Below are 20,634 nucleotides of genomic sequence, written 5' to 3'. Positions count from 1 at the left end.
GCAAAAATGGGCAGTTTACAAATAACCCTCAGTATTCTTGGGATCTTGGCAATCGCAGGTATTGTTGCGCATGGCGTATGGAAGATACGTAAAGGTAACCAGCAACAACGGCAGCGTGAACAACGGGTTGCAGAAAATCGTCAGCAGCAATCGTCCGGTTTTGATGACGACGGCATTGGCGAAGTTCGGATTTTAAAGAAAGAGACTTCAGATGACGGCTTTAACCATGACCAAGCCGTTGAACCAAAAGCAAAAACATCGTCGCACAGTAATGTGAGAACACAGGACAATGATGCGGAGGCTGTCGAGCAAATGTCGATGGACCTTAGCAATGATGACGATATGTCTGACTCATTACCGTCTATGCGTGTCAGCAATGATGAAACGGTTGAAGTAGAGCAAACTGAGCTTAAGTTTGATGGGGATGTTCCTTCAGAGCCTGATGACTCTTATAAAAGTGCCGCCGAACAGAGCTCTTTGCAAGAGTCGGAGCAGGAGCTTGAGCAAGAACCTGAACCTGAAACTGAAACAGAAGTCAGTGCAGATACGACTGATGATTTTGAATCAGCTCCGGAAGAAGTTATTGCGTTACATGTTAAAGGGCCGGTACAGGGCGCAGTGTTGTTGCAAATGATGACCGAGCTGGGCTGTAAATTTGGCGAACTGGGTATTTTCCACCGCTATGAAAACACCGCAGGCACCGGCCCCATGATTTTTAGTGTCGCCAACATGTTCAACCCCGGCACGTTTGACCTGGATAACATGGAAAACTTTGAAACCGAAGGCGTCGCGTTTTTTATGGCCTTACCTATGAAATTTGACGGTCAGCAGGCCTTTAATATGATGTTGAATGCGGCTAAAAAGCTCGCTACCGAAATTCCTCAGGGGCAGGTTTTGGATGGCCAGCGCCAATTATTGACCCGCCAGTCTATTCACGAAGCACGCCAGCGTATTCGTGAATTTGAACGTAAACACTCAGCTTAATTACAGGTCACTATGAATCAGTCTGTTCACCAGCGCATGCAAGAGCTGGAGCAATTACTTAATCGTTACAACCAGGAATATTATGAGAATGACGAACCATCAGTGCCGGACGCTGAATATGATCGTCTTTTTCGGGAACTGAAAACTCTGGAAACTGAACACCCGGATTTAAAAAGTGCCCAGTCTCCGACTATGAAAGTGGGTGGTAAACCCTTAGGTCAATTTAGAAGTGTTGAACACGAAGTTCCGATGTTGTCACTGGATAACGCTTTTTCTGTCGATGAGTTTGAAGCTTTTAGCAAGCGCGTTGAACAGCGGCTGGATACCAATCAAACTGTGACTTTTTGTTGTGAGCCTAAGCTTGATGGCGCTGCGGTCAGTTTACTCTATGAAAATGGCCTGTTAGTGCGTGGCGCAACCCGTGGCGATGGACAAAGCGGTGAAGATATTACCGAGAACGTTAAGACCATACGCAATGTGCCGCTAAAGCTCTCTGGCGATGTTCCTGAGCGACTGGAAGTACGGGGTGAAGTGGTTATGCCATTGGGAGCTTTTGAGCGCTTTAATGAGCAGGCCCGGCAGCGCGAAGAAAAGGTCTTTGCTAACCCCCGAAATGCGGCGGCAGGCAGTTTACGCCAGTTAGACTCCAGAATTACCGCAAAACGTCCTTTGCACTTTTATGCTTATAGTCTTGGGTTAATATCAGAAACCACACAACTTCCCGACAGTCATCACCAGCGTTTGTTACAGTTGAAAGACTGGGGACTGCCGGTGAATATTGAAATAAAGACGGTAGACTCGGTGCAGGGTTGCGACGATTACTACGAAGCTATTTTGGCCCGCCGGGATACCTTAAATTACGATATTGATGGCGTAGTTTTTAAAGTGGATTCTATTCGCTTGCAACAAGACTTAGGCTTTGTCGCACGTGCGCCGCGCTGGGCTATTGCACGTAAGTTTCCCGCGCAGGAACAACTGACGACCATTACCGGAGTTGACTTCCAGGTTGGCCGTACCGGCGCGATAACGCCGGTTGCGCGCTTAGAGCCGGTTAATGTGGGCGGCGTTACAGTATCTAATGCGACTTTGCATAATGCGGATGAAATTGAACGACTGGGTGTGCGTATCGGCGACTGTGTCAGTATTCGCCGCGCGGGTGACGTTATTCCGCAAGTGGTCAGCGTCATAAAAGATAAACGTCCTGAAAACACGAAGGCAATTGAATTTCCTCAGCATTGCCCGATTTGTCAATCCGATATTGAACGCGTTGAAGGCGAAGCCGTTGCCCGCTGTACCGGTGGTCTGTATTGCGCGGCTCAGCGAAAGGAAGCGATTAAACATTTTGCTTCCCGCAAAGCCATGGATATTGATGGACTAGGCGATAAAATTGTCGAGCAACTGGTAGAGCGGGACTGGATAAAATCGCCGGCCGATCTTTATCGTCTGTCCAAAGCTGAATTGGCAACTTTGCCGAGAATGGGCGCTAAATCTGCAGAAAATCTTCGAAATGCCATTAAAGCGACACAGGAAACAACTTTAGCCCGTTTTATTTATGCATTAGGTATTCGGGAAGTCGGGGAAGCGACGGCAAACGCGCTGGCGAACCACTTCAAAAACCTGGATGCTTTAATTGCTGCTGAAAGTGAACAGCTACAGGAAGTTCCGGATGTCGGTGCTGTTGTCGCTAAGCATATTGTGGCTTTTTTCCATGAAGCCCATAACCAGCAGGTGGTTGCGGAATTGCGTGAGTTTATTTCCTGGCCTGAGGGTGAGGAGGCAAGCTCCGTGCAAAGTGACCGCTTATCGGGCAATACCTATGTTATTACCGGTACTTTGTCGACTATGACTCGTGACGAGGCGAAGTCTGCTTTAGAAGCCTTAGGGGCGAAAGTTGCTTCTAGTGTTTCTAAAAAGACAACCGCGCTGGTTGCCGGAGAAAATGCCGGCTCAAAACTGACCAAAGCCCAGTCCCTCGGGCTTGATATATTAGATGAGAATGCGTTAGCTGAGCTGCTCAGCGACTAACGTCCTTTAACGCTCAGGTCTTTCAGAAGGCCTGAGCCATTGATATCGACAATGCCTTTTTCTTCATCAAACTCGAACCGGATAGTCGGGTGTGTGGTTTCCAGCAGATAGCTACGGTCATCAATCTGCACTCGCAGATGACTCAGTGGTTCATCTTCATCAAACTCTTGCCGGTGATTCATGCTGACTTTGTGATCACCAATATTGAGCTCGAAACCTTTGAAGAAACCATTAGCAAACTCTGCGACATAAACCTGTCCCTGCTTATTTACAAACAGATTAAGAATGTAATTTGGCGGCATTTCGGACGTACGCATTTGCGACTTTCCGGCAGTAAAAATAATGGTGTCATAAACCTTTTTATACTCAAAACCAAAGGTTAAAGGTTCCGTACGGCCTGATGGATAAATGACTTTACCACTACCTTCGGCTTTCCAGTCAGCTAAAGTCTGAGCGCTAAATAGTAGCGCTGCAAAGAAAAAAAAGTATTTTACGCTATTCATAGGTTGCCTCAACTACTTACCTCGGTAACATCTACTTTTAACTTAAGCATTTGTCCGGGTTGTAGATAACGATTGCGTTGAATGTTGTTCCATTGTTCAATTTGACGAATGGTGACATTAAATTTATCAGCAATCCTGGCTAATGAGTCACCGCTACGCACACGGTATCTTATATTACGCATGATACTGTTAATACTGCTTTGTATCGTCGAAGAAGGCTCGGCTTCCGTCCAAACCACGAGTTCTTGTCCTGGCCTTAAATAATCCCCCGGAGCCATTGAGTTCCAGCGAGCCAAGTCACGAAGGTTTACCTGATAAGCGCGACTGAGATCCCAGAGCGTATCGCCAGACTGAACAACGTGTTCAATACGTTTACCTGAACGTTTCTGATCTTGACGGTCTTCACGGCGCTGATCTTGCGATAACGTGTAATTGTCGATATCGAGTGTGGCAACTGGCACTAGCAAATGATCGCCTGCGCGGATGATATCACTGCTGATGTCATTAACCTGCTGTATCACGTCAACAGACGTATTGTATTTTTTGGAAATAACGAGCAGGCTCTCACCCGATTTAACCTCGTGGCGGGTCCAGCTCAGCCAGTCTTTTGGCTCTGTTTTATCCAAAGCCTGTTTAAATTTATCCGCATTTTGATTAGGCAGAAGTAAACGATGTGGGCCGTTCGGCGCCGTTGCCCAGCGGTTATAACCAGAGTTATACTGGTGCAGTAAATCCAGAGGCATATCAGCCATATCAGCAGCTAATGCTAAGTCGATTTGTGCTGGTGTCTCAACAACCTCAAGCTTTGGCTGATTTTCGATCGGGTACCATGCCACACCATACTCTTCACTGTTGGCTAATATTTCTGCTAAAGCTAATAGCTTGGGCACGTATGCGCGAGTTTCGCGAGGTAGCGACAGATTCCAGAAGTCAGTTGGTTTGTTCAGACGCTCATTCTTGCGAATTGCAGCGGCAACTCGGCCTTCACCTGAATTATAGGCTGCCAGTGCGTGCATCCAGTCACCGTCGAAGTATCGATGAAGTGCCTGTAAATAATCGAGTGCAGCGTGTGTTGCGGCAAAAACATCGCGACGACCATCGTACCACCAGTTGATATCCAAACCATATTGACGCGCGGTACCCGGAATAAACTGCCAGACACCAGAGGCACTGCCGTGCGAATAAGCAAACGGGTCGAAAGCACTTTCGACTATCGGCAATAAAGCCAGATCTACTGGCATATCACGTTTTTCCAGCTCTTCAACAATGAGATGCAGGTAAGGTTCAGCGCGTTTAGCAACGCGGTCTAAATACTCCGGGTGGCTGGCATACCAGTTGCGCTGGCTTTGCACTCTGGGTACATCAGGCACATGAAAGCTCAATTGCTGGCGAATACGCACCCATAAATCTTCCTGCTCTTGCGGGGTAAGCTTTACAGGTTCGCTGATTTTGATTTCTTCTTCGGCGTGCCGACTGATCACTTCTTCCGGAATGACCGTCAGTTTAAGCTCTGTAGTTTCGTTTTTTGTATTTACCGGTTCATTATTACTAAACAGCATTGTGCTCTGGCAGCCGCTTAATGCCAAACCACTGGCCACCATACAATACTTTAACCATACGTTCTTTTGCTTGCTGTTTATCATGCGTAATCTACTTCCGATAATTATTAAAATCTTGAGGAGTTTAAAGAATCACGCATTATCTTTCCACTGTCTAATTGTATAAAAAACATCCTCGGGGCTATTTTTTACACTTTCTGCATGCTTATTTGCTGCTGCAATAACACTTTTTTGGTCAAACCGGAGAAAAGGATTAATGGCTAACTCTAGTTGCAGCGTGCTTGGCAGAGTTATTTGCTCTTGTTCACGTAACATTCTGACCTTTTCAGCGTAACTTTGCAGCACAGCGTTCTCTGGCTCAACTTTCAATGCGAAATTTACATTCGCCTGAGTATATTCGTGGGCACAGAAGACTCGAGTTTCGCCCGGCAGCTTACGCAGCTTTAATAACGACTGCGTGAATTGTTCTGGCGTACCTTCAAACATACGGCCACAGCCACCGGAAAACAGTGTGTCACCGCAAAACAAAAAGCCGGGAGTATAAAAACTGATGTGGTCCAGTGTGTGTCCCGGAGTGGTTAATACCTGCCACTGAATACCTCCAACGGTCAGCTCATCGCCTTCTGTAACTGTCTTGGTGAGCGTTTTTATCTCTGGGTTTTCCGGACCGATGACCGGACACGGGCTCTGTTCTATTAATTCAGCTATGCCACCAGTGTGGTCGTAATGGTGATGAGTGACTAAAATAGTCTCAATACTTTTACTATTTTGTTCCAACCATTGTTGAACGGGTTGGGCTTCGCCGGGGTCTACAATAATAACCTTGTCTTTATCGTTGGTTTCAATTGCCCATATGTAGTTGTCGTCGAAAGCTTCAATAGCGTGCACTCGCATGTTAACCCCTATAACGCTAGGATGAGAAACCCAGCGAGTAAGTTGAAGATAAGTTCATAATACAGGAATTAGCCGTGTTAATTAAACCAGCATATTCGAAAATTGATTTAGCGGCTCCCGGGGACTGGCAGCAAATGGCCTGCGGGCACTACATGATGGAACAGACGGCTGAGTTAATTCGCGCTCATCAGCGACGGTTGAAACCAGGAAAAACCGTGGCTATAGGCTCTTTGAGTCCGGGGCTTAACGAGTGTATTAAAAATGGAGCTCAGTGGCTGACTGTCGGCACAGGTAGTGACGTAGCGGTTCGCAGCAAATTAACGGAGCTGGCTTTGAAGGAAGACAGTGTCGATAACCTAGTTGCTCCTTTTGTCCTTGAATTTTGTCGGCATCCGCACCAGCTACTTAGAGAGGCAACGCGAGTCCTGGACGACGATGGTGTATTAATACTTACAGGGTTTAATCCCTACAGTCCGGCGGTGGCCAGTGGCTTTTTCATTCGCCATAAAAAGAGTTTCCCATGGTGTGGAAGGTACTTTACGCCAGTACGAGTTAAAGACTGGCTGGAGCTGCTGGGGTTCGAAGTTCTGGAATCTGAATTTTATGTTTCCAATTTCCTGCATCATAGCGAGCACCGGGGAAGTGACTGGTCAACGAAGCTGAGCAACCTGGTCCCAGGGCTGCGTGCAGCTTATTTCATAGTGGCACGCAAACAAACTCTGATTAACAGATTAAAACCGTCAGCTCAAAGAAAGCAGCTTGCGGTTAATGGAAGACAGGCAGCAACAGCAATGACGACGAAACAGTTTTCAAAGTCGAATAAACAAATAAGAGGTAAATTATGATTACAGCACAAGAGTTATGTGGAAAAGCGAAATCGAACGTCAAAGAAGTAAACACCGAAGAACTACAAAAGGCCATAGAGCAGGGCGCGCGCGTTATTGATGTAAGAGAACCGGCTGAATATGGACAGGGGCACATTCGACAAGCGGTGAACATGCCCCGTGGTGTGTTGGAAATGCAGCTAAATCAGCACCCTGATGTGGCTGGATATGACAATGCTCTGGAACGCATCGCCGAAAAGCCTTTGTACCTTATTTGTCGAACCGGTGGTCGCTCAGCTCTGGCGGCAGAGAGCTTGCAACGCATGGGGCTGGATAATGTCTATAGCGTAGATGGCGGCATGAGTGCCTGGCAGGAAAATAAACTGCCGGTAGTTGCCGGCGAGTAATTTACTCGCCCCCAAATCCTTCATCTTCAAGCATAGGCTCGCGCGTTGCGGCGTCGCGGGCCAGTTCATCACAACGCTCATTTTGTTTATGCCCGGAATGGCCTTTAATCCATTTCCATTCAACTTTATGACGGTTAACTTCTTCGTCCAGTTGTTGCCATAAGTCTTTATTTTTAACCGCTTTACGAGCAGAAGTACGCCAGCCGTTTTGCTTCCAGCGATGCATCCACTGCTCGACACCTTGTTTCACATACTGGCTGTCGGTAGTCAGAATGACATGACAGGAGCGCTTTAACTCTCGCAGGCCAGCGATAGTAGCCAGCATCTCCATGCGGTTATTGGTGGTCAGACGATAGCCCTGACTTAATTCTTTGTGATGTTTTCCATATTCCAGTACAGCGCCATAGCCACCCGGCCCCGGGTTTCCCAGACAAGAACCATCAGTATATAAATGAACAGTTTTTGAGTTCGACATGTTACTTGCTACTATATCCTCTGTTTCCAGCGAGTATATCAGGATTTCACCATGCGTCAGGTCGTATTAGATACAGAAACTACCGGAATTGACCCTGCAAAGGGACACAGAATTATTGAAATAGGCTGTGTGGAGCTTATTAATCGCAAATTAACCGGTAATCATTTTCATGTTTACATTAATCCGGAGCGGGTGGTCGAGCAGGAAGCAATTGAAGTTCACGGTATAACCAATGACTTTTTAACCGACAAGCCCGTATTCGCTCAGGTGGTGCAAGATTTCATTGAATTTATTAAAGGCTCTCAGTTAGTTATTCATAATGCGCCATTTGACGTGGGCTTTATGGATGCTGAATTTAGTCGTATTCGCCCGGCGGTTGGCCTGACCAATGATTTTTGCTCGGTACTCGATACCTTGCAGCTTGCCCGTGAAATGCGCCCGGGGCAAAGAAACAGTTTGGATGCACTATGCCGCGCCTACGACGTTGATAACTCTGCGCGTGAACTGCACGGTGCCTTACTGGATGCCGAGATTCTTGCTGACGTCTATTTGATGATGACTGGTGGGCAAACGGCATTAAACCTGGCCAGCCACGGAAAAGACAATCAGGGTGGCTCACAAAAAGTGGAACATCAACGAATAACCAATCGTCCCGCATTAAAGGTTTTACGGGCAACGGCCGATGAAGAAGCATTACATCAGGAGCGTTTGGCGCGAGTCAAAGAAGAAGGTGGACATTGTCTGTGGCAAGACTCTTAGCAGTATTATTGGTTTTAATAAGTAGCTCATCAGCCTACGCGGTACAGAGTTTTAGCACGGTTGACTCTGACTCGAAAGAGGAAGTTGAAAAGCGTGCGATGAGCCTTATTGAAGGCGATCTTACTAATAAATTGCCAATTAAAGGGCAAAGTTTCCGCATAGACGAGAACGTTGAAGAGATTACTCTATTATTTTTCCGCGAGCCGGGTAGCAAGCCCCTGATTCTCATCAAGCCTGATGGGAGCAAGTGGTACGATACTCGTTATCCAGCGGAAAAAGTAACTTGGTATACCGATCCTAACTTTGACATTATCCGGATAAAAGAACCTCAGCCTGGTCCCTGGCAGGCGGCTGGTCGCATCGATGAAGAAAATAAAGCCTTAGTTATTTCTGATATTCGCTTTGAAGCTGAGCCTTTACCTAGTCCATTATTCCAGAACGAAGAGCTGAAAGTAGAAGGAAAACTCTATAATGGCGACGAAGTGGTTAAAACTTCACGTTTTCGTCAGACCGTTTTGCTGGATGTTCTATTTGTCAGTACCAATAACTCAGACTTTGATAACTTCGGCTCGAATCCGTCACGTGTGGCACAATTTGAAGACGACGGGCGAGGGCATGACGAAAGAGCGGGTGATGGTATATTTACCGGTTTCTTTAATCTGGATGTTGTACCAGGTGAGTGGATGGCCACTTATGAAATGACCACCCCTCTGTACCAACGAGTGTTTGAATCAGGCCCTGTTGAGGTTAAGCCGTTACCAGTTGAATTTAATGTTATTCAGTCAGAGTCTGTGGACGATAATCATCAATTAGTCGTTCGTGTTAATGAAGACTGGATAGATCCACAGAGCCTGGTGATTAATGGTGAAACCAGCTTCCCTAACGGAGAGGTTCGTAAATTTACGGTCAGCCAGATAGAGGGTTTTCCGCACAGTGTCGAAATTGCCAACCTGGCTTTTGGTAAACACCTTATAGACTTAGATATTTTTGCCACTAGTGTCGGGGGGCGTGAGTTTGAAGCCAGAATTGATGACTTTAGTTTTATTGCAAAGGAACCGCCTCCACCTGAACCGACAGCCGCAGAGCTGGCTGAACGACAGCAAATAGAGCTTGAGCGTCAACGTGAACAGGCAAGACTAGAACGCGAGGCCAAGCAAAAACAGGCGATGACCAATCTGATCATTATTGTTGTTGTTAATATTGTTCTCATTGCGTTAGCTTTAGTTGGGCTGTGGTGGTTTAAGTTTCGTCGGAAAAAAGTTGCCGTTGAGAGCGATGAAGCGGAAGCTGAAAAACCAGAGAAAAGTGGTAAAAAGTGACCTTTGTGGTTAAAAAAGCACAGATCTGAATATAAATCAGACAGTCGGTTAAAATCTTTAAAAAAAGTGTTGACTCATTTGCCCCTCACTCGTAATATGCACGCCGCGTTGAGGGAGACTTCAACGTGTAGTACTAATGCGGAGTGGTAGTTCAGTTGGTTAGAATGCCGGCCTGTCACGCCGGAGGTCGCGGGTTCGAGTCCCGTCCACTCCGCCATTTAGTACGCCTCAAAGAATTTTTGCGGAGTGGTAGTTCAGTTGGTTAGAATGCCGGCCTGTCACGCCGGAGGTCGCGGGTTCGAGTCCCGTCCACTCCGCCATTATTCTCTCTCTTAGTAATCCCCCCTGTAAAATCTAAATTAATTATCTTTTTTATTTTCTTTCGTTTGTTGTATTTTTTATCCATCTTAAGTTTTACCCCGAAGATCATGCTTTTTGCCGTTTAGCTCTTGAGCCTGAGCCTCCACAGGGCTAGAGTATTGTCACCAAAATCACAATGATAAACATAGACAACGGGAGATACCCATGCGGAAAACTTTACTGGCTGTAGCTGTGAGTGCGGCAGTATCGTTGGGAGCTTGCAGTGATGCAAATGACTCATCGACAACTGAGAACAAAACGGCTTCAACTGAAGCTTCTAAAGACAGCAGTCAACAAGCAAAAGAAACCAACCCATTCTACAAACCCAGTCCTCTGCTGTATCAGGCACCTGACTTCGATGCCATTGAGTTCAAACATTTTGAGCCTGCGTTTGAAAAGGGTATGGAAGAGCACATGGCTGAAATTGAAGCCATTGCAAATAACTCAGCAGAGCCAACATTTGAGAATACCATTGTAGCGATGGAAAAATCGGGTGCGATCCTTGGCCGTGTTTCATCAGTTTTCTACAACCTGTCATCGTCCAATAGTAATGAACAAATTCGCGAGTTGCAGGGTAAGTTAGCTCCTAAGTTAGCGGCTCATAGCGATAATATTCGTCTGAACGCTAAATTGTTTGCCCGAATTAAGTCACTTCATGACAAACGCGACGAATTAGAGCTGGATACTGCGTCAGAACGTTTATTAGAAGACACCTACAAAGGTTTTGTCCGTGCTGGTGCTGAACTAAATGAAGATGAGCAACAACAGATTCGCGATGTTAATTCGCAACTTTCCAGCCTGACCACAGAATTTCGCAACAGCTTAATGAAGTTGACCAAGGAAAACGTGATTGTCGTTGATTCTAAAGAAGAATTAGCCGGCTTAAGTGATAGTCAAATCAGTAGCTTGGCGAGTGCGGCTGAAAGCCGTGATATGCCGGGTAAATACGCCATTACTTTAACTAACACAACACGTCAGTCTATTTTGACGGATCTTGAAAACCGCGAATTGCGTCAGCGCATTTGGGAAGCGTCCTCAAACCGTGGCACAGGGAATACCGAAACCGATACTCGCCCAATGGTTGCAAAGCTAACTCAGTTGCGTGCAGAAAAGGCGAATCTATTAGGTTATGACACCTGGGGTGATTACGTTCTTGAAGAAAACATGGCCGGTAATCCAGAAGCCGCTCAAAAAATGTTGCGTGATCTGGTTCCTGCAGTTGTAAGCAACGTTGAAAGCGAAGCCGAAGAGATTCGTGCGATGATTAAGGCTGAAGGCGAACAGCATGAACTGAAACCGTGGGACTGGTTCTACTACGCAGAGAAAGTTCGCGAAGAAAAATACGCGATTGACTCTGACGAAGTGAAAAAATACTTCGAATTTAATCGTGTTCTGGAAGACGGCGTGTTCTATGCAATGAACCAACTGTTTGGCATCACTTTTGAAGAGCGTAACGATATCCCTGTTTATCAGGATGATGTTGTTGTTTATGAAGTGAAAGACGTAGACGGCTCAAGTTTAGGTTTGTTCTATGCGGACTATTATGCTCGCGACAGCAAACGCGGTGGAGCCTGGATGAGCTCGTTCCGTACTCAGTCTGAATTGATGAACCAGAAGCCGGTTATTTTGAATAACATGAACATCACTAAAGCGCCTGAGGGTGAACCAACCTTGTTAAGCTTTGATGAAGTTTCAACCATGTTCCATGAAATGGGCCATGCGTTGCACGGCATGTTCTCTGACGTGAAGTATCCATCTCAGGCAGGTACGTCTGTGCCGCGTGACTACGTTGAGTTCCCTTCAACTTTCCAGGAAGACTGGACGCTGAACCCGAAAGTTATTGCAAATTATGCAAAGCATTACGAAACGGGTGAACAGATTCCTGACGAGTTACTGCAAAAAGTACTGGATGCACGTAACTTTAACCAGGGCTTTGATACTTTAGAGTATATTTCCGCTGCGTTACTGGATCTTGAGTATCATACAGTGGAGCCGGGTACAGAAATTAGCGACGTTGAGAAGTTTGAGCAGGACGCGCTGGAGAAAAACGGTGTAGCGATTGAAGCTGTACCACCACGCTACCGTTCAACTTACTTTGCTCACGTATTTGCTGGCGGCTACTCAGCAGGTTACTACGCTTACATGTGGAGTGAAGTTCTGGCAGCCGATGCGTTTAAACACATGGGCAATAACGGTGGTTTGAGCCTTGAAAATGGCCAGGCTTTCCGTAAAGAAATTCTGTCCAAAGGCAGCAGTAAAGATCCTATGCAACAGTACATCGACTGGCGTGGTCAGGAGCCAACTGTTGAAGCCTTACTTGAGCGTCGCGGACTAACGAATCCTAGTATTGACTAAGTCATACTGAAATAATTTCGACTGAACAGTCGTTATCTAAAGCCACTGGCGTTATCATCGTCAGTGGCTTTTTTATTATCTGCAGATAGGCGAGGCACAAATGCAAGAACGGATTGTAATAGTTGGTGGCGGTGCAGGCGGATTAGAATTGGCTACTATGCTGGGAAGAAAGCTGGGTCGCAAGAAGAAAGCAAAGATAATGCTAATTGACAGAAACAGTACCCACTTGTGGAAGCCGTTGTTGCACGAAGTTGCCTCAGGTGCTCTGGACTCGCGGCTGGCTGAATTGGATTATCGCGGACAAAGTGCCCGCGAGGGTTTTCAGTTTCTGGTTGGCACTTTAGAGGCTGTGAATAAAAACGAAAAGTCTATTCAATTAGCGGCAATAAAAGATGAGCAGGGTAATGAAGTGTTGGCGCCGCGCAGTATTCAATACGATAGATTAATTCTTTCCATTGGCAGTGTTACCGCAGATTTTGGAACCCCCGGAGTTAGCGAACATTGCTACTTTCTGGACTCATTACGTCAGGCCGATGAGTTCCATGAACATTTATTAAATGAATTTTTACGAGTAAACCAGTCGATCGAAGACGGCGAAAATACGAAATTGTCACTGGCTATTGTGGGCGGCGGGGCGACCGGAGTTGAGCTGGCTGCTGAACTCATTCACTCAGTGTCATTGTTGTCTATTTATGGTCTTTCTTTCCTTGATCAAAAGCATTTTGAAGTTCGTTTGGTCGAAGCCGGTAAACGATTACTGCCTGCGTTACCTGAGCGTTTGTCAGCATCGGTAGAGAAGAAACTGAAATCGTTAGGTGTCGAAGTCATATTGGGTAACCCGGTTACTGAAGTAAAAGAAAACACTCTGGTGTTGTCTGAAGGAGAGAATATCAACGCCAATTTAATGGTTTGGGCAGCTGGTGTCCGGGCTCCCGATTTTGTCAGTGAATGGGGCCTGAAAGTTCGCAAAAACAATCAAATTGAGGTAAATGAGTATCTCCAGTCAGTATCTGACGAAAGCATTTATGCTATTGGTGACTGTGCGGGTTGCCGCATAGATGATGAACGTTGGGTACCACCAAGGGCCCAGTCCGCACATCAGATGGCTGAATGTTTGTATCAGAATATTGTACGTGAGTACCGCAACAAACCGGCAAAAGCCTTCAAATATAAAGACCGGGGTTCACTCGTCTCACTGAGTCGTTTTTCGGCGGTGGGTAATTTAATGCAAAGTAAAAGTCTGTCAATGTCGCTTGAAGGCACTTTAGCGCGTTGGGCGTACGCCAGTTTATATCGTATGCACCAGAGAGCCTTACACGGCTGGTGGAAGATGTTTTTGTTGTTAATGGTGGACAAACTTAACCATGTTGTAAAACCGCGACTGAAGTTACACTGACGATATACTTCAGAGGCTGCTTAAGGCACAATAACGACCCTAAAATGATAATGAAAAAAGCCAGACTGTATCCGTAAAATGACTGCACCAAATTTTGTTCACTTAAGAGTTCATAGCGACTTTTCCATGATAGATGGGCTGGCGAAAGTTGGTCCAATTTGTGAGGCTGTTGCTGAAGCGGGTATGCCTGCTTTAGCCATTACCGACCAAATGAACTTTTGTGGTCTGGTTCGCTACTATGGAAAAGCGCACCAATTGGGCTTAAAGCCTTTAATAGGGTGCGATTTCTGGGTGCAGGCTGACTATCCTGAATCTGAAATTTTCCGCCTGACCGCACTGGCAATGGATAATGAAGGTTATCAGCAGATAACTCAGCTTATTTCAAAAGCTTATTTGCGCGGTAATATTAAAGGCAAGCCGGTTATCGATAAAGACTGGCTGAAGGAGCATAACGAGGGCATTATTTTGTTGTCCGGAAGCCGTCAGGGTGATGTAGGACAGGCTCTAATTAAAGGCCATGACAGCCAGCTGGATGCTGCCCTCGATTTCTACCAGCAATATTTTCCTGACCGCTATTATCTTGAGCTTGTGCGCACCGGCCGGCCTCAGGAAGAAAACTATTTACATAAAGCGGTGGCTTTAGCCGGGGAAACAGGCCTACCCGTTGTCGCTACTAATGAAGTGGTTTTCCTGAAAGAAGAAGACTTTGATGCTCACGAAATTCGTGTGGCTATTCACGACGGGTACCAGTTGGAAGATAAACGTCGGCCGAAAAAATATTCACCACAACAATATTTGCGCTCCAGCGAAGAAATGAGTGAGTTGTTTTCTGACATTCCTGAAGCAATAGAAAATACTGTTGAAATAGCCAAGCGCTGTAATGTCACTGTGCGTTTGGGCGAATACTTCCTGCCTAAGTTTCCCACTGGCGACCTGACGACTGAAGAGTTCTTAATTAAGGTTTCGGAAGAAGGGCTGGAAGAACGTTTAGAGTTTTTGTTTCCTGACGCGGAAGAGCGAGAGCAGAAACGACCAGAATACGACGAACGACTTAAGCGCGAGCTTGGTGTTATAAACGATATGGGCTTCCCCGGGTATTTCCTTATCGTTATGGAGTTCATTCAGTGGAGTAAAGATAACGGCATACCCGTAGGCCCGGGGCGCGGTTCAGGTGCAGGCTCTCTGGTGGCTTATGCACTTAAAATAACAGATTTGGATCCGCTTGAATTTGACTTACTTTTTGAGCGATTCCTTAACCCTGAACGGGTTTCTATGCCAGATTTCGATGTCGACTTCTGTATGGATCGTCGGGATGAAGTTATCGATCACGTTGCTGACCTGTATGGTCGTGAAGCGGTTTCGCAAATTATTACCTTCGGTACTATGGCGGCTAAGGCTGCGATACGCGATGTCGGACGGGTACTGGCTCATCCCTATGGTTTTGTCGACCGAATTTCCAAGTTAATACCGGGCGATCCGGGCATGACTCTGGCCAAAGCCTTTGAAATTGAGCCCCAGCTTGGCGCCGCGTACGACCAGGATGAAGAAGTTAAGGCCATTATTGATATGGCTCGTATTCTTGAAGGCGTGACTCGTAATGCTGGTAAACACGCTGGTGGCGTGGTTATTTCTCCAACCAAAATAACCGACTTCTCGCCACTGTATTGCGATGATGAAGGTAACAACCCGGTCACTCAGTTTGATAAAGACGATGTTGAGTCGGCAGGTCTGGTTAAGTTCGACTTTTTGGGTTTGAGAACGCTGACCATTATTCAGTGGGCGGTTGATATGGTGAACCGCCGGCATGCTAAGAGCGGTAAAGATCCTATTGATATTACGTCGATTGATTTAACTGATCCGGCGTGTTTTAAACTGTTGAAAAAAGCCGAAACAACGGCGGTGTTTCAGTTAGAGTCGCGTGGCATGAAAGAGCTTATTAAAAAGCTTTTGCCAGACTCTTTCGAAGACATTATCGCCCTGGTGGCGCTATTCCGGCCGGGGCCACTGCAGTCTGGCATGGTTGATAACTTTATTGACCGGAAGCACGGCAGGGAAGAAATTTCGTACCCCGATGCTGAGTATCAGCATGAGAGTTTGCAGCCCATACTAGAGCCGACTTACGGTGTCATCCTCTACCAGGAACAGGTCATGCAAATTGCCCAGGTTCTGGCTGGCTACACTTTGGGTGGCGCAGATTTGTTACGCCGTGCAATGGGTAAGAAAAAGCCCGAGGAAATGGCTAAGCAACGAGAAATTTTTGCTAAGGGTGCGGCGCAAAATAATATTGACCCTGAACTGGCGACGAAAATCTTCGACTTGGTAGAGAAATTTGCCGGTTATGGCTTTAACAAGTCGCACTCGGCTGCCTACGCTTTAGTTTCATACCAGACTTTATGGATGAAAACCCACTTCCCGGCAGAGTTTATGGCTGCGGTGATGTCCGCCGATATGGATAATACCGACAAAATTGTCACTTTGGCGGACGAATGTGAACGCATGGGACTGGACTTGTTGCCTCCGGACGTAAACAAAGGCGAATATAAGTTTACCGTCGATGAACAGCAACGAGTGGTGTACGGTATAGGCGCAATAAAAGGTGTGGGTGAAGCGCCAATTGAGTCTATTATTAAAGCCCGGCAAGAAGGCGGGCCGTTCCGGGATTTATTCGACTTCTGTTGCCGGGTTGATCTGAAGCGAATGAATAAGCGCATTCTGCAGCGCTTAATTCGTGCTGGCGCAATGGACAACTTAGGACCTCACCGTGCTTCATTAATGGCGACGCTGGAAAAAGCCATTCGTCAGGCCGAACAGCATTTGAATGCGGAAAAAATTGGTCAGTCGGATATGTTTGGGGTACTTACCACCGAACCTGAAGCGGTTGAACAGGAGTTTGTCAGCGTACGTAAATGGTCGGAAGCGGTCTGGTTGGAAGGAGAGCGCGATACCCTCGGTCTTTATTTGACTGGTCACCCCATTAACCGTTTTCGTGCAGAGCTCAAACATTACATTAATAGTACATTGTCCAATGTTACTCCTACCCGTAAAGATGAGAGTATTGCTATTGCCGGGCTGGTGATTGATGTGAGAGTACTGACCAATAAAAGAGGTCAGCGTTTTGCTATAGTGACTTTAGATGACAAAACAGCGCGCATGGATGTACGCTTATTTAGTAACGAATACGAAAGTTATCAGGAATTGCTCGAAAAAGACCGAATTTTGTGGATAAAAGGTGAGGTCAGATTTGATAACTTCAGTAATAGCAATACAATGACTGCCAGAGAAGTGATGGCAATTGAGCAGGCTCGGGAAACTTATCTCCGGCATTTAGCAATTACAGTAACGGATGAGCAGCTTGCTAAAGGTCTTGCCGGAAAACTGGAAAAGCTATTACAGCCCTTTGCTGAAGGGACTTGTCCGATAAAAATGCGGTATCAGTCGGAACGCGTTGAAGCCACGTTAAATGTTGGCGCACAATGGTATGTGAATCCGTCTGATGAATTAATATACGAATTACAGAATTTGCTGGGAACTCAGCAAGTTTCACTTGAATTTTAAAGGAAATGACAGCGAATGAGCCTTAATTTTCTGGATTTTGAACAACCTATTGCGGAACTTGAAGCGCAAATCGAAGAACTGAAGTCTGTTGGCAACCGCGGGCAACTGGATCTTAACTTAGAAGAGGAAGTGCAGCGACTGACCACCAAGAGTCAGGAACTGACAGAGAAAATCTTTTCTGATTTAGGTGCGTGGCAGGTTGCACAGCTGGCGCGTCATCCGTTGCGTCCTTACACGCTTGACTATATTCGCATGATATTCACCGAGTTTGACGAAATGGCGGGTGATCGCTCTTTTGCTAATGACGAGGCGATTGTTGGCGGTATTGCGCGTTTAGACGGCACTCCGGTTATGGTTATAGGCCAGCAAAAAGGCCGTGAAACCAAAGAGAAGATCCGTCGTAACTTTGGTATGCCAAAGCCGGAAGGTTATCGTAAGGCGCTACGCCTGATGCAAACCGCCGAGCGTTTTAAAATGCCAATTGTTACCTTCATTGATACACCTGGAGCTTACCCGGGAATTGGTGCGGAAGAGCGCGGTCAGAGTGAAGCCATTGCACGTAACCTGAAAGTTATGGCTCGTTTAACCGTTCCTATTGTTTGTACTGTTATTGGAGAAGGTGGTTCTGGTGGTGCTCTGGCTATTGGTGTCGGTGACCGCGTTAACATGCTGCAATACAGTACGTACTCGGTTATTTCTCCGGAAGGTTGTGCTTCTATTTTGTGGAAAAGTGCCAGCAAAGCGCCATTAGCGGCAGAAGCTATGGGCGTAACCGCAGAGCGGAGTAAAGAGCTGGGTCTGGTTGATTCTGTGATACCTGAACCTTTAGGTGGCGCACACCGCCATCAGGAAGAAATGGCGGTACGCCTTAAGCGTCAGCTGATTGCTGATTTAGGAAGCTTACAGGGCTTAAGCCATGAGGAATTGCTGGACCAGCGTTATCGTAAACTCATGTCTTTTGGTTACTGCTAATTACCAATGATGAAAGATGGTCTTTACGACCTGTTTTGTGAAAGCTTAGAGTCTCTTGCATTAAAGCCGGGGCAGCAATTAGTTGCTGCCCTCGGTGGAGGGGCTGACTCGCAAACTATCCTCGATTTGCTGATGCGCTTTCGTCAGCAGAATCCTCAGTATCAGTATTTAGCCATTCATTTAGATCATAGTTTTCACCCCAGTTCAGCTGACTGGTCGTCGACTATTGAGCATGCTGCTAAGGCCTATGGTGTAAAAACGGTTTTTGAGCCGCTTACTGTTTCCGTACAAAATCGCCAAAGCAAAGAGGCCGCAGGGCGTGAAAGCCGTTACCGGAGAATGGCCGAGCTGACTGAGGATGATGCGGTATTGCTGTTAGGGCAACACCGCAATGATCAGATCGAGACCTTTTTTCTGCAATTAAAACGCGGCAGCGGGCCAAAAGGCTTATCCTCAATGGCTGTTATTCAGCCTTGGGTTGGCAGCCGTCGTCTCTGCCGGCCTTTGCTTAGTGTGAGTAAAGAAGACATTTTAAGCTACGCGCAGCAACAGAAATTAACCTGGATTGAAGACGATACGAACTACGATACCCGTATTGAGCGGAATTTTTTGCGGCATAAAGTGGTGCCGTTATTAGAGCAGCGTTGGCCTCAGTTTGGGAATAGCGTGCTGAGGTCAGCAAAACTTTGTGCCGAGCAACAGCAGGTGATGGATGAACTCTTGCAGGAAAAGCTGTATAAGGCGCAGAAGCACAAAAGTCACTTTCCCCTCAGTTTACTGAGTGAGCATTCTGCGGCTATGCAGCGAGCGTTACTGCGAGTCTGGCTGCAAGGACAAGAATACTCATTGCCCAGTTACGAGCAACTGGAGCAAATTCGCTTACAAGCTCAAAGCGCAACAGACGATAGCCAAATGCAGGTTCAGTGTGATGGCTACAGTGTGCGCTACTTTCAATACGCACTATGGTGTGACAACAATACCGGGCAATTACCGGCAGATTGTTGGTTAGCTGAGGCTAATGTCAATTTGGGGGAGTGGGGCACATTAAGCGTGCCAGATGCATTGCTGACGAATAATAATGAGTTGAGATTAACCTTTTCGTTAACCTCAGAAAAACTGGCAAAGCCTGGGCGTCAGGGGCGCAAAAAACTGAAAGACTGGCTGAAGCAGGCGGGAATTCCGCCGTGGTTGAGAGCCAGGCGGCCGATACTTGAGCTGAACGGTAAGTACGTGTGGGTAGCCGGACTTGGCTGGTTCAGCTACCAGGTTATTGAGAAAACAGAATTCGACAGCCTTCAGTTACCTGAGCCAGACTGGGTTAGCTCAGGTGCTGATTCTTACCGGCAACTTTAGCGGCGTAAAGGCGTCTGTCGGCTTCATCAATAATATCCTGGGGGCTATGAAAACTTTCCATAACCAGGCTACCGGCGCTAACGCCAATATTGAAAGTGGCAAGACTAATATCGTTATCGAGCGCATCCCGAATACGCCGAAAAACGTCCTCCGCTTGTGCTGGTCGCGTGTTTTCCAGTATTAATACGAATTCATCGCCACCATAGCGAAATACCCGATCCGTATCGCGCAATTGCTGTTGCAATAAATTGCCGAACAGCTTCAGTACTTCATCGCCTTGTTGGTGCCCATGACGGTCGTTGACGTTTTTAAATCCATCCATATCCAATAACATGACAATATGAGACTGTTTGTTATCGCGCTTTAAACGGGCACTGATGTGCTCAAGCGTTTCGTCCAGTAAGGCTCTGTTGCCAAGGCCGGTTAAATGGTCTCGTATTGCAACTTTTCTTAAACGTGAGAAATGCATAGCGTTACGCAAAGGGAAAGTCAGCTGTCGGTGCATTTGCTCCAGGCGCACTTTATTCACATAGGATGGTTGACGTTTGAATTGGTAAACCATTTGTCCTAAGTATTCTTTATCGGCATAAAGCATTACCGAGTATTCGCTCTCAAGGCTTTCGTAGTCACCAATTAAATTAATAATTTGGTCATCAGAGATAAATTGCAGGGCACTTACCGGTAAACGCTGAACCATGTAATCTGCGTAAATAGATAATACCTGATGCAAATCGAGAGATGTCTGCAACCGTTCAGTTAACGGGGTTGATTTGCTTTGCAAGTCAGCCGATGAGGTTAATTGACTGATAATTGCCTGAGTTTTGTTCTCAGTTGCCTTACTCTCAGTTTTTGCTACAGCTCTGTTTAGCATGACAAACCTTTTTGCCTGAATTT

The 20,634-nt window shown here is 46.5% G+C and carries 16 protein-coding genes and 2 tRNA genes; 13 read left to right on the top strand and 5 right to left on the bottom strand.

The features are described 5' to 3' along the window. Nucleotides 1-6 precede the first annotated feature (6 nt). Together zipA and ligA are read left to right on the top strand one after the other, a co-directional pair. Complete coding sequence (gene zipA / locus DEU30_RS05035; RefSeq protein ID WP_011234937.1) at nucleotides 7-984, top strand: cell division protein ZipA; 978 nt, start codon at nucleotides 7-9, stop codon at nucleotides 982-984. Nucleotides 985-996: 12 nt separating this feature from the next. Then, complete coding sequence (ligA, locus tag DEU30_RS05030) at nucleotides 997-3,009, top strand: NAD-dependent DNA ligase LigA (RefSeq protein WP_011234936.1); 2,013 nt, start codon at nucleotides 997-999, stop codon at nucleotides 3,007-3,009. Here ligA and DEU30_RS05025 read toward each other — a convergent pair. From DEU30_RS05025 to gloB, 3 genes are read right to left on the bottom strand one after another with little or no spacing between them, the layout of a single operon-like run. Then, complete coding sequence (locus DEU30_RS05025; RefSeq protein WP_011234935.1) at nucleotides 3,006-3,512, bottom strand: hypothetical protein; 507 nt, start codon at nucleotides 3,510-3,512, stop codon at nucleotides 3,006-3,008. The two genes, ligA and DEU30_RS05025, sit on opposite strands and share 4 nt — an antisense overlap. 8 nt (nucleotides 3,513-3,520) lie before the next feature. Beyond that, entirely contained in the window at nucleotides 3,521-5,155 is a 1,635-nt protein-coding gene (locus DEU30_RS05020; RefSeq protein WP_011234934.1) for a LysM peptidoglycan-binding domain-containing protein, read from the bottom strand. Between the two features lie 48 nt (nucleotides 5,156-5,203). After that, on the bottom strand, nucleotides 5,204-5,965 hold the full coding sequence (gloB, locus tag DEU30_RS05015; protein WP_011234933.1) for a hydroxyacylglutathione hydrolase: 762 nt from the start codon (nucleotides 5,963-5,965) through the stop codon (nucleotides 5,204-5,206). Nucleotides 5,966-6,039: 74 nt separating this feature from the next. Between gloB and DEU30_RS05010 the strand changes: the two genes are divergently transcribed. Together DEU30_RS05010 and DEU30_RS05005 are read left to right on the top strand one after the other, a co-directional pair. Further along, a complete protein-coding gene (locus DEU30_RS05010) occupies nucleotides 6,040-6,810 on the top strand; it encodes a methyltransferase domain-containing protein (RefSeq protein ID WP_011234932.1) in 771 nt (256 codons plus the stop codon). Next, nucleotides 6,807-7,196: a rhodanese-like domain-containing protein gene (locus DEU30_RS05005; protein WP_011234931.1), complete on the top strand. Its 390-nt coding sequence runs from the start codon at nucleotides 6,807-6,809 to the stop codon at nucleotides 7,194-7,196. The genes DEU30_RS05010 and DEU30_RS05005 overlap by 4 nt, the downstream gene beginning before the upstream one ends. Before the next feature lies 1 nt (nucleotide 7,197). Here the strand turns inward: DEU30_RS05005 and rnhA are convergent, their stop codons facing one another. After that, nucleotides 7,198-7,671 carry a ribonuclease HI gene (gene rnhA / locus DEU30_RS05000; RefSeq protein ID WP_011234930.1) on the bottom strand — a complete coding sequence of 158 codons (474 nt, stop codon included), beginning with the start codon at nucleotides 7,669-7,671 and terminating at the stop codon, nucleotides 7,198-7,200. A 51-nt stretch (nucleotides 7,672-7,722) separates the two neighbouring features. Between rnhA and dnaQ the strand changes: the two genes are divergently transcribed. The 9 genes from dnaQ (at nucleotide 7,723) to tilS (ending at nucleotide 19,740) form a co-directional block, all read left to right on the top strand. Further along, nucleotides 7,723-8,430 (top strand): DNA polymerase III subunit epsilon, encoded by a 708-nt coding sequence (gene dnaQ / locus DEU30_RS04995; RefSeq protein WP_011234929.1) that lies wholly within the window; start codon nucleotides 7,723-7,725, stop codon nucleotides 8,428-8,430. After that, nucleotides 8,415-9,749, top strand: a complete 1,335-nt coding sequence (locus tag DEU30_RS04990; RefSeq protein WP_016341366.1) for a TIGR03503 family protein — start codon at nucleotides 8,415-8,417, stop codon at nucleotides 9,747-9,749. Before dnaQ ends, DEU30_RS04990 begins: the two co-directional genes overlap by 16 nt. A gap of 140 nt (nucleotides 9,750-9,889) precedes the next feature. After that, nucleotides 9,890-9,966: transfer RNA gene (locus DEU30_RS04985), tRNA-Asp, on the top strand. A gap of 26 nt (nucleotides 9,967-9,992) precedes the next feature. Then, nucleotides 9,993-10,069: transfer RNA gene (locus DEU30_RS04980), tRNA-Asp, on the top strand. Nucleotides 10,070-10,274: 205 nt separating this feature from the next. Beyond that, complete coding sequence (locus DEU30_RS04975; RefSeq protein ID WP_011234927.1) at nucleotides 10,275-12,464, top strand: M3 family metallopeptidase; 2,190 nt, start codon at nucleotides 10,275-10,277, stop codon at nucleotides 12,462-12,464. 100 nt (nucleotides 12,465-12,564) lie between these two features. Further along, on the top strand, nucleotides 12,565-13,860 hold the full coding sequence (locus DEU30_RS04970; protein ID WP_011234926.1) for an NAD(P)/FAD-dependent oxidoreductase: 1,296 nt from the start codon (nucleotides 12,565-12,567) through the stop codon (nucleotides 13,858-13,860). Nucleotides 13,861-13,938: 78 nt separating this feature from the next. Beyond that, on the top strand, nucleotides 13,939-17,415 hold the full coding sequence (gene dnaE / locus DEU30_RS04965) for a DNA polymerase III subunit alpha (RefSeq protein WP_011234925.1): 3,477 nt from the start codon (nucleotides 13,939-13,941) through the stop codon (nucleotides 17,413-17,415). 15 nt (nucleotides 17,416-17,430) lie between these two features. Continuing rightward, nucleotides 17,431-18,387 carry an acetyl-CoA carboxylase carboxyl transferase subunit alpha gene (gene accA / locus DEU30_RS04960; RefSeq protein ID WP_011234924.1) on the top strand — a complete coding sequence of 319 codons (957 nt, stop codon included), beginning with the start codon at nucleotides 17,431-17,433 and terminating at the stop codon, nucleotides 18,385-18,387. A 6-nt stretch (nucleotides 18,388-18,393) separates the two neighbouring features. Beyond that, nucleotides 18,394-19,740, top strand: a complete 1,347-nt coding sequence (tilS, locus tag DEU30_RS04955) for a tRNA lysidine(34) synthetase TilS (RefSeq protein ID WP_114981121.1) — start codon at nucleotides 18,394-18,396, stop codon at nucleotides 19,738-19,740. Here the strand turns inward: tilS and DEU30_RS04950 are convergent. After that, a complete protein-coding gene (locus DEU30_RS04950; protein ID WP_011234922.1) occupies nucleotides 19,706-20,611 on the bottom strand; it encodes a GGDEF domain-containing protein in 906 nt (301 codons plus the stop codon). The two genes, tilS and DEU30_RS04950, sit on opposite strands and share 35 nt — an antisense overlap. Between the last annotated feature and the right edge of the window lie 23 nt (nucleotides 20,612-20,634).

This window comes from Idiomarina sp. 017G, from assembly GCF_004362265.1.
In the GTDB taxonomy this organism is placed as follows: Bacteria; Pseudomonadota; Gammaproteobacteria; order Enterobacterales; family Alteromonadaceae; genus Idiomarina; species Idiomarina loihiensis.
Note: the sequence above shows the minus strand (reverse complement) of the source record. Positions and strands in the feature narration are given on the sequence as shown.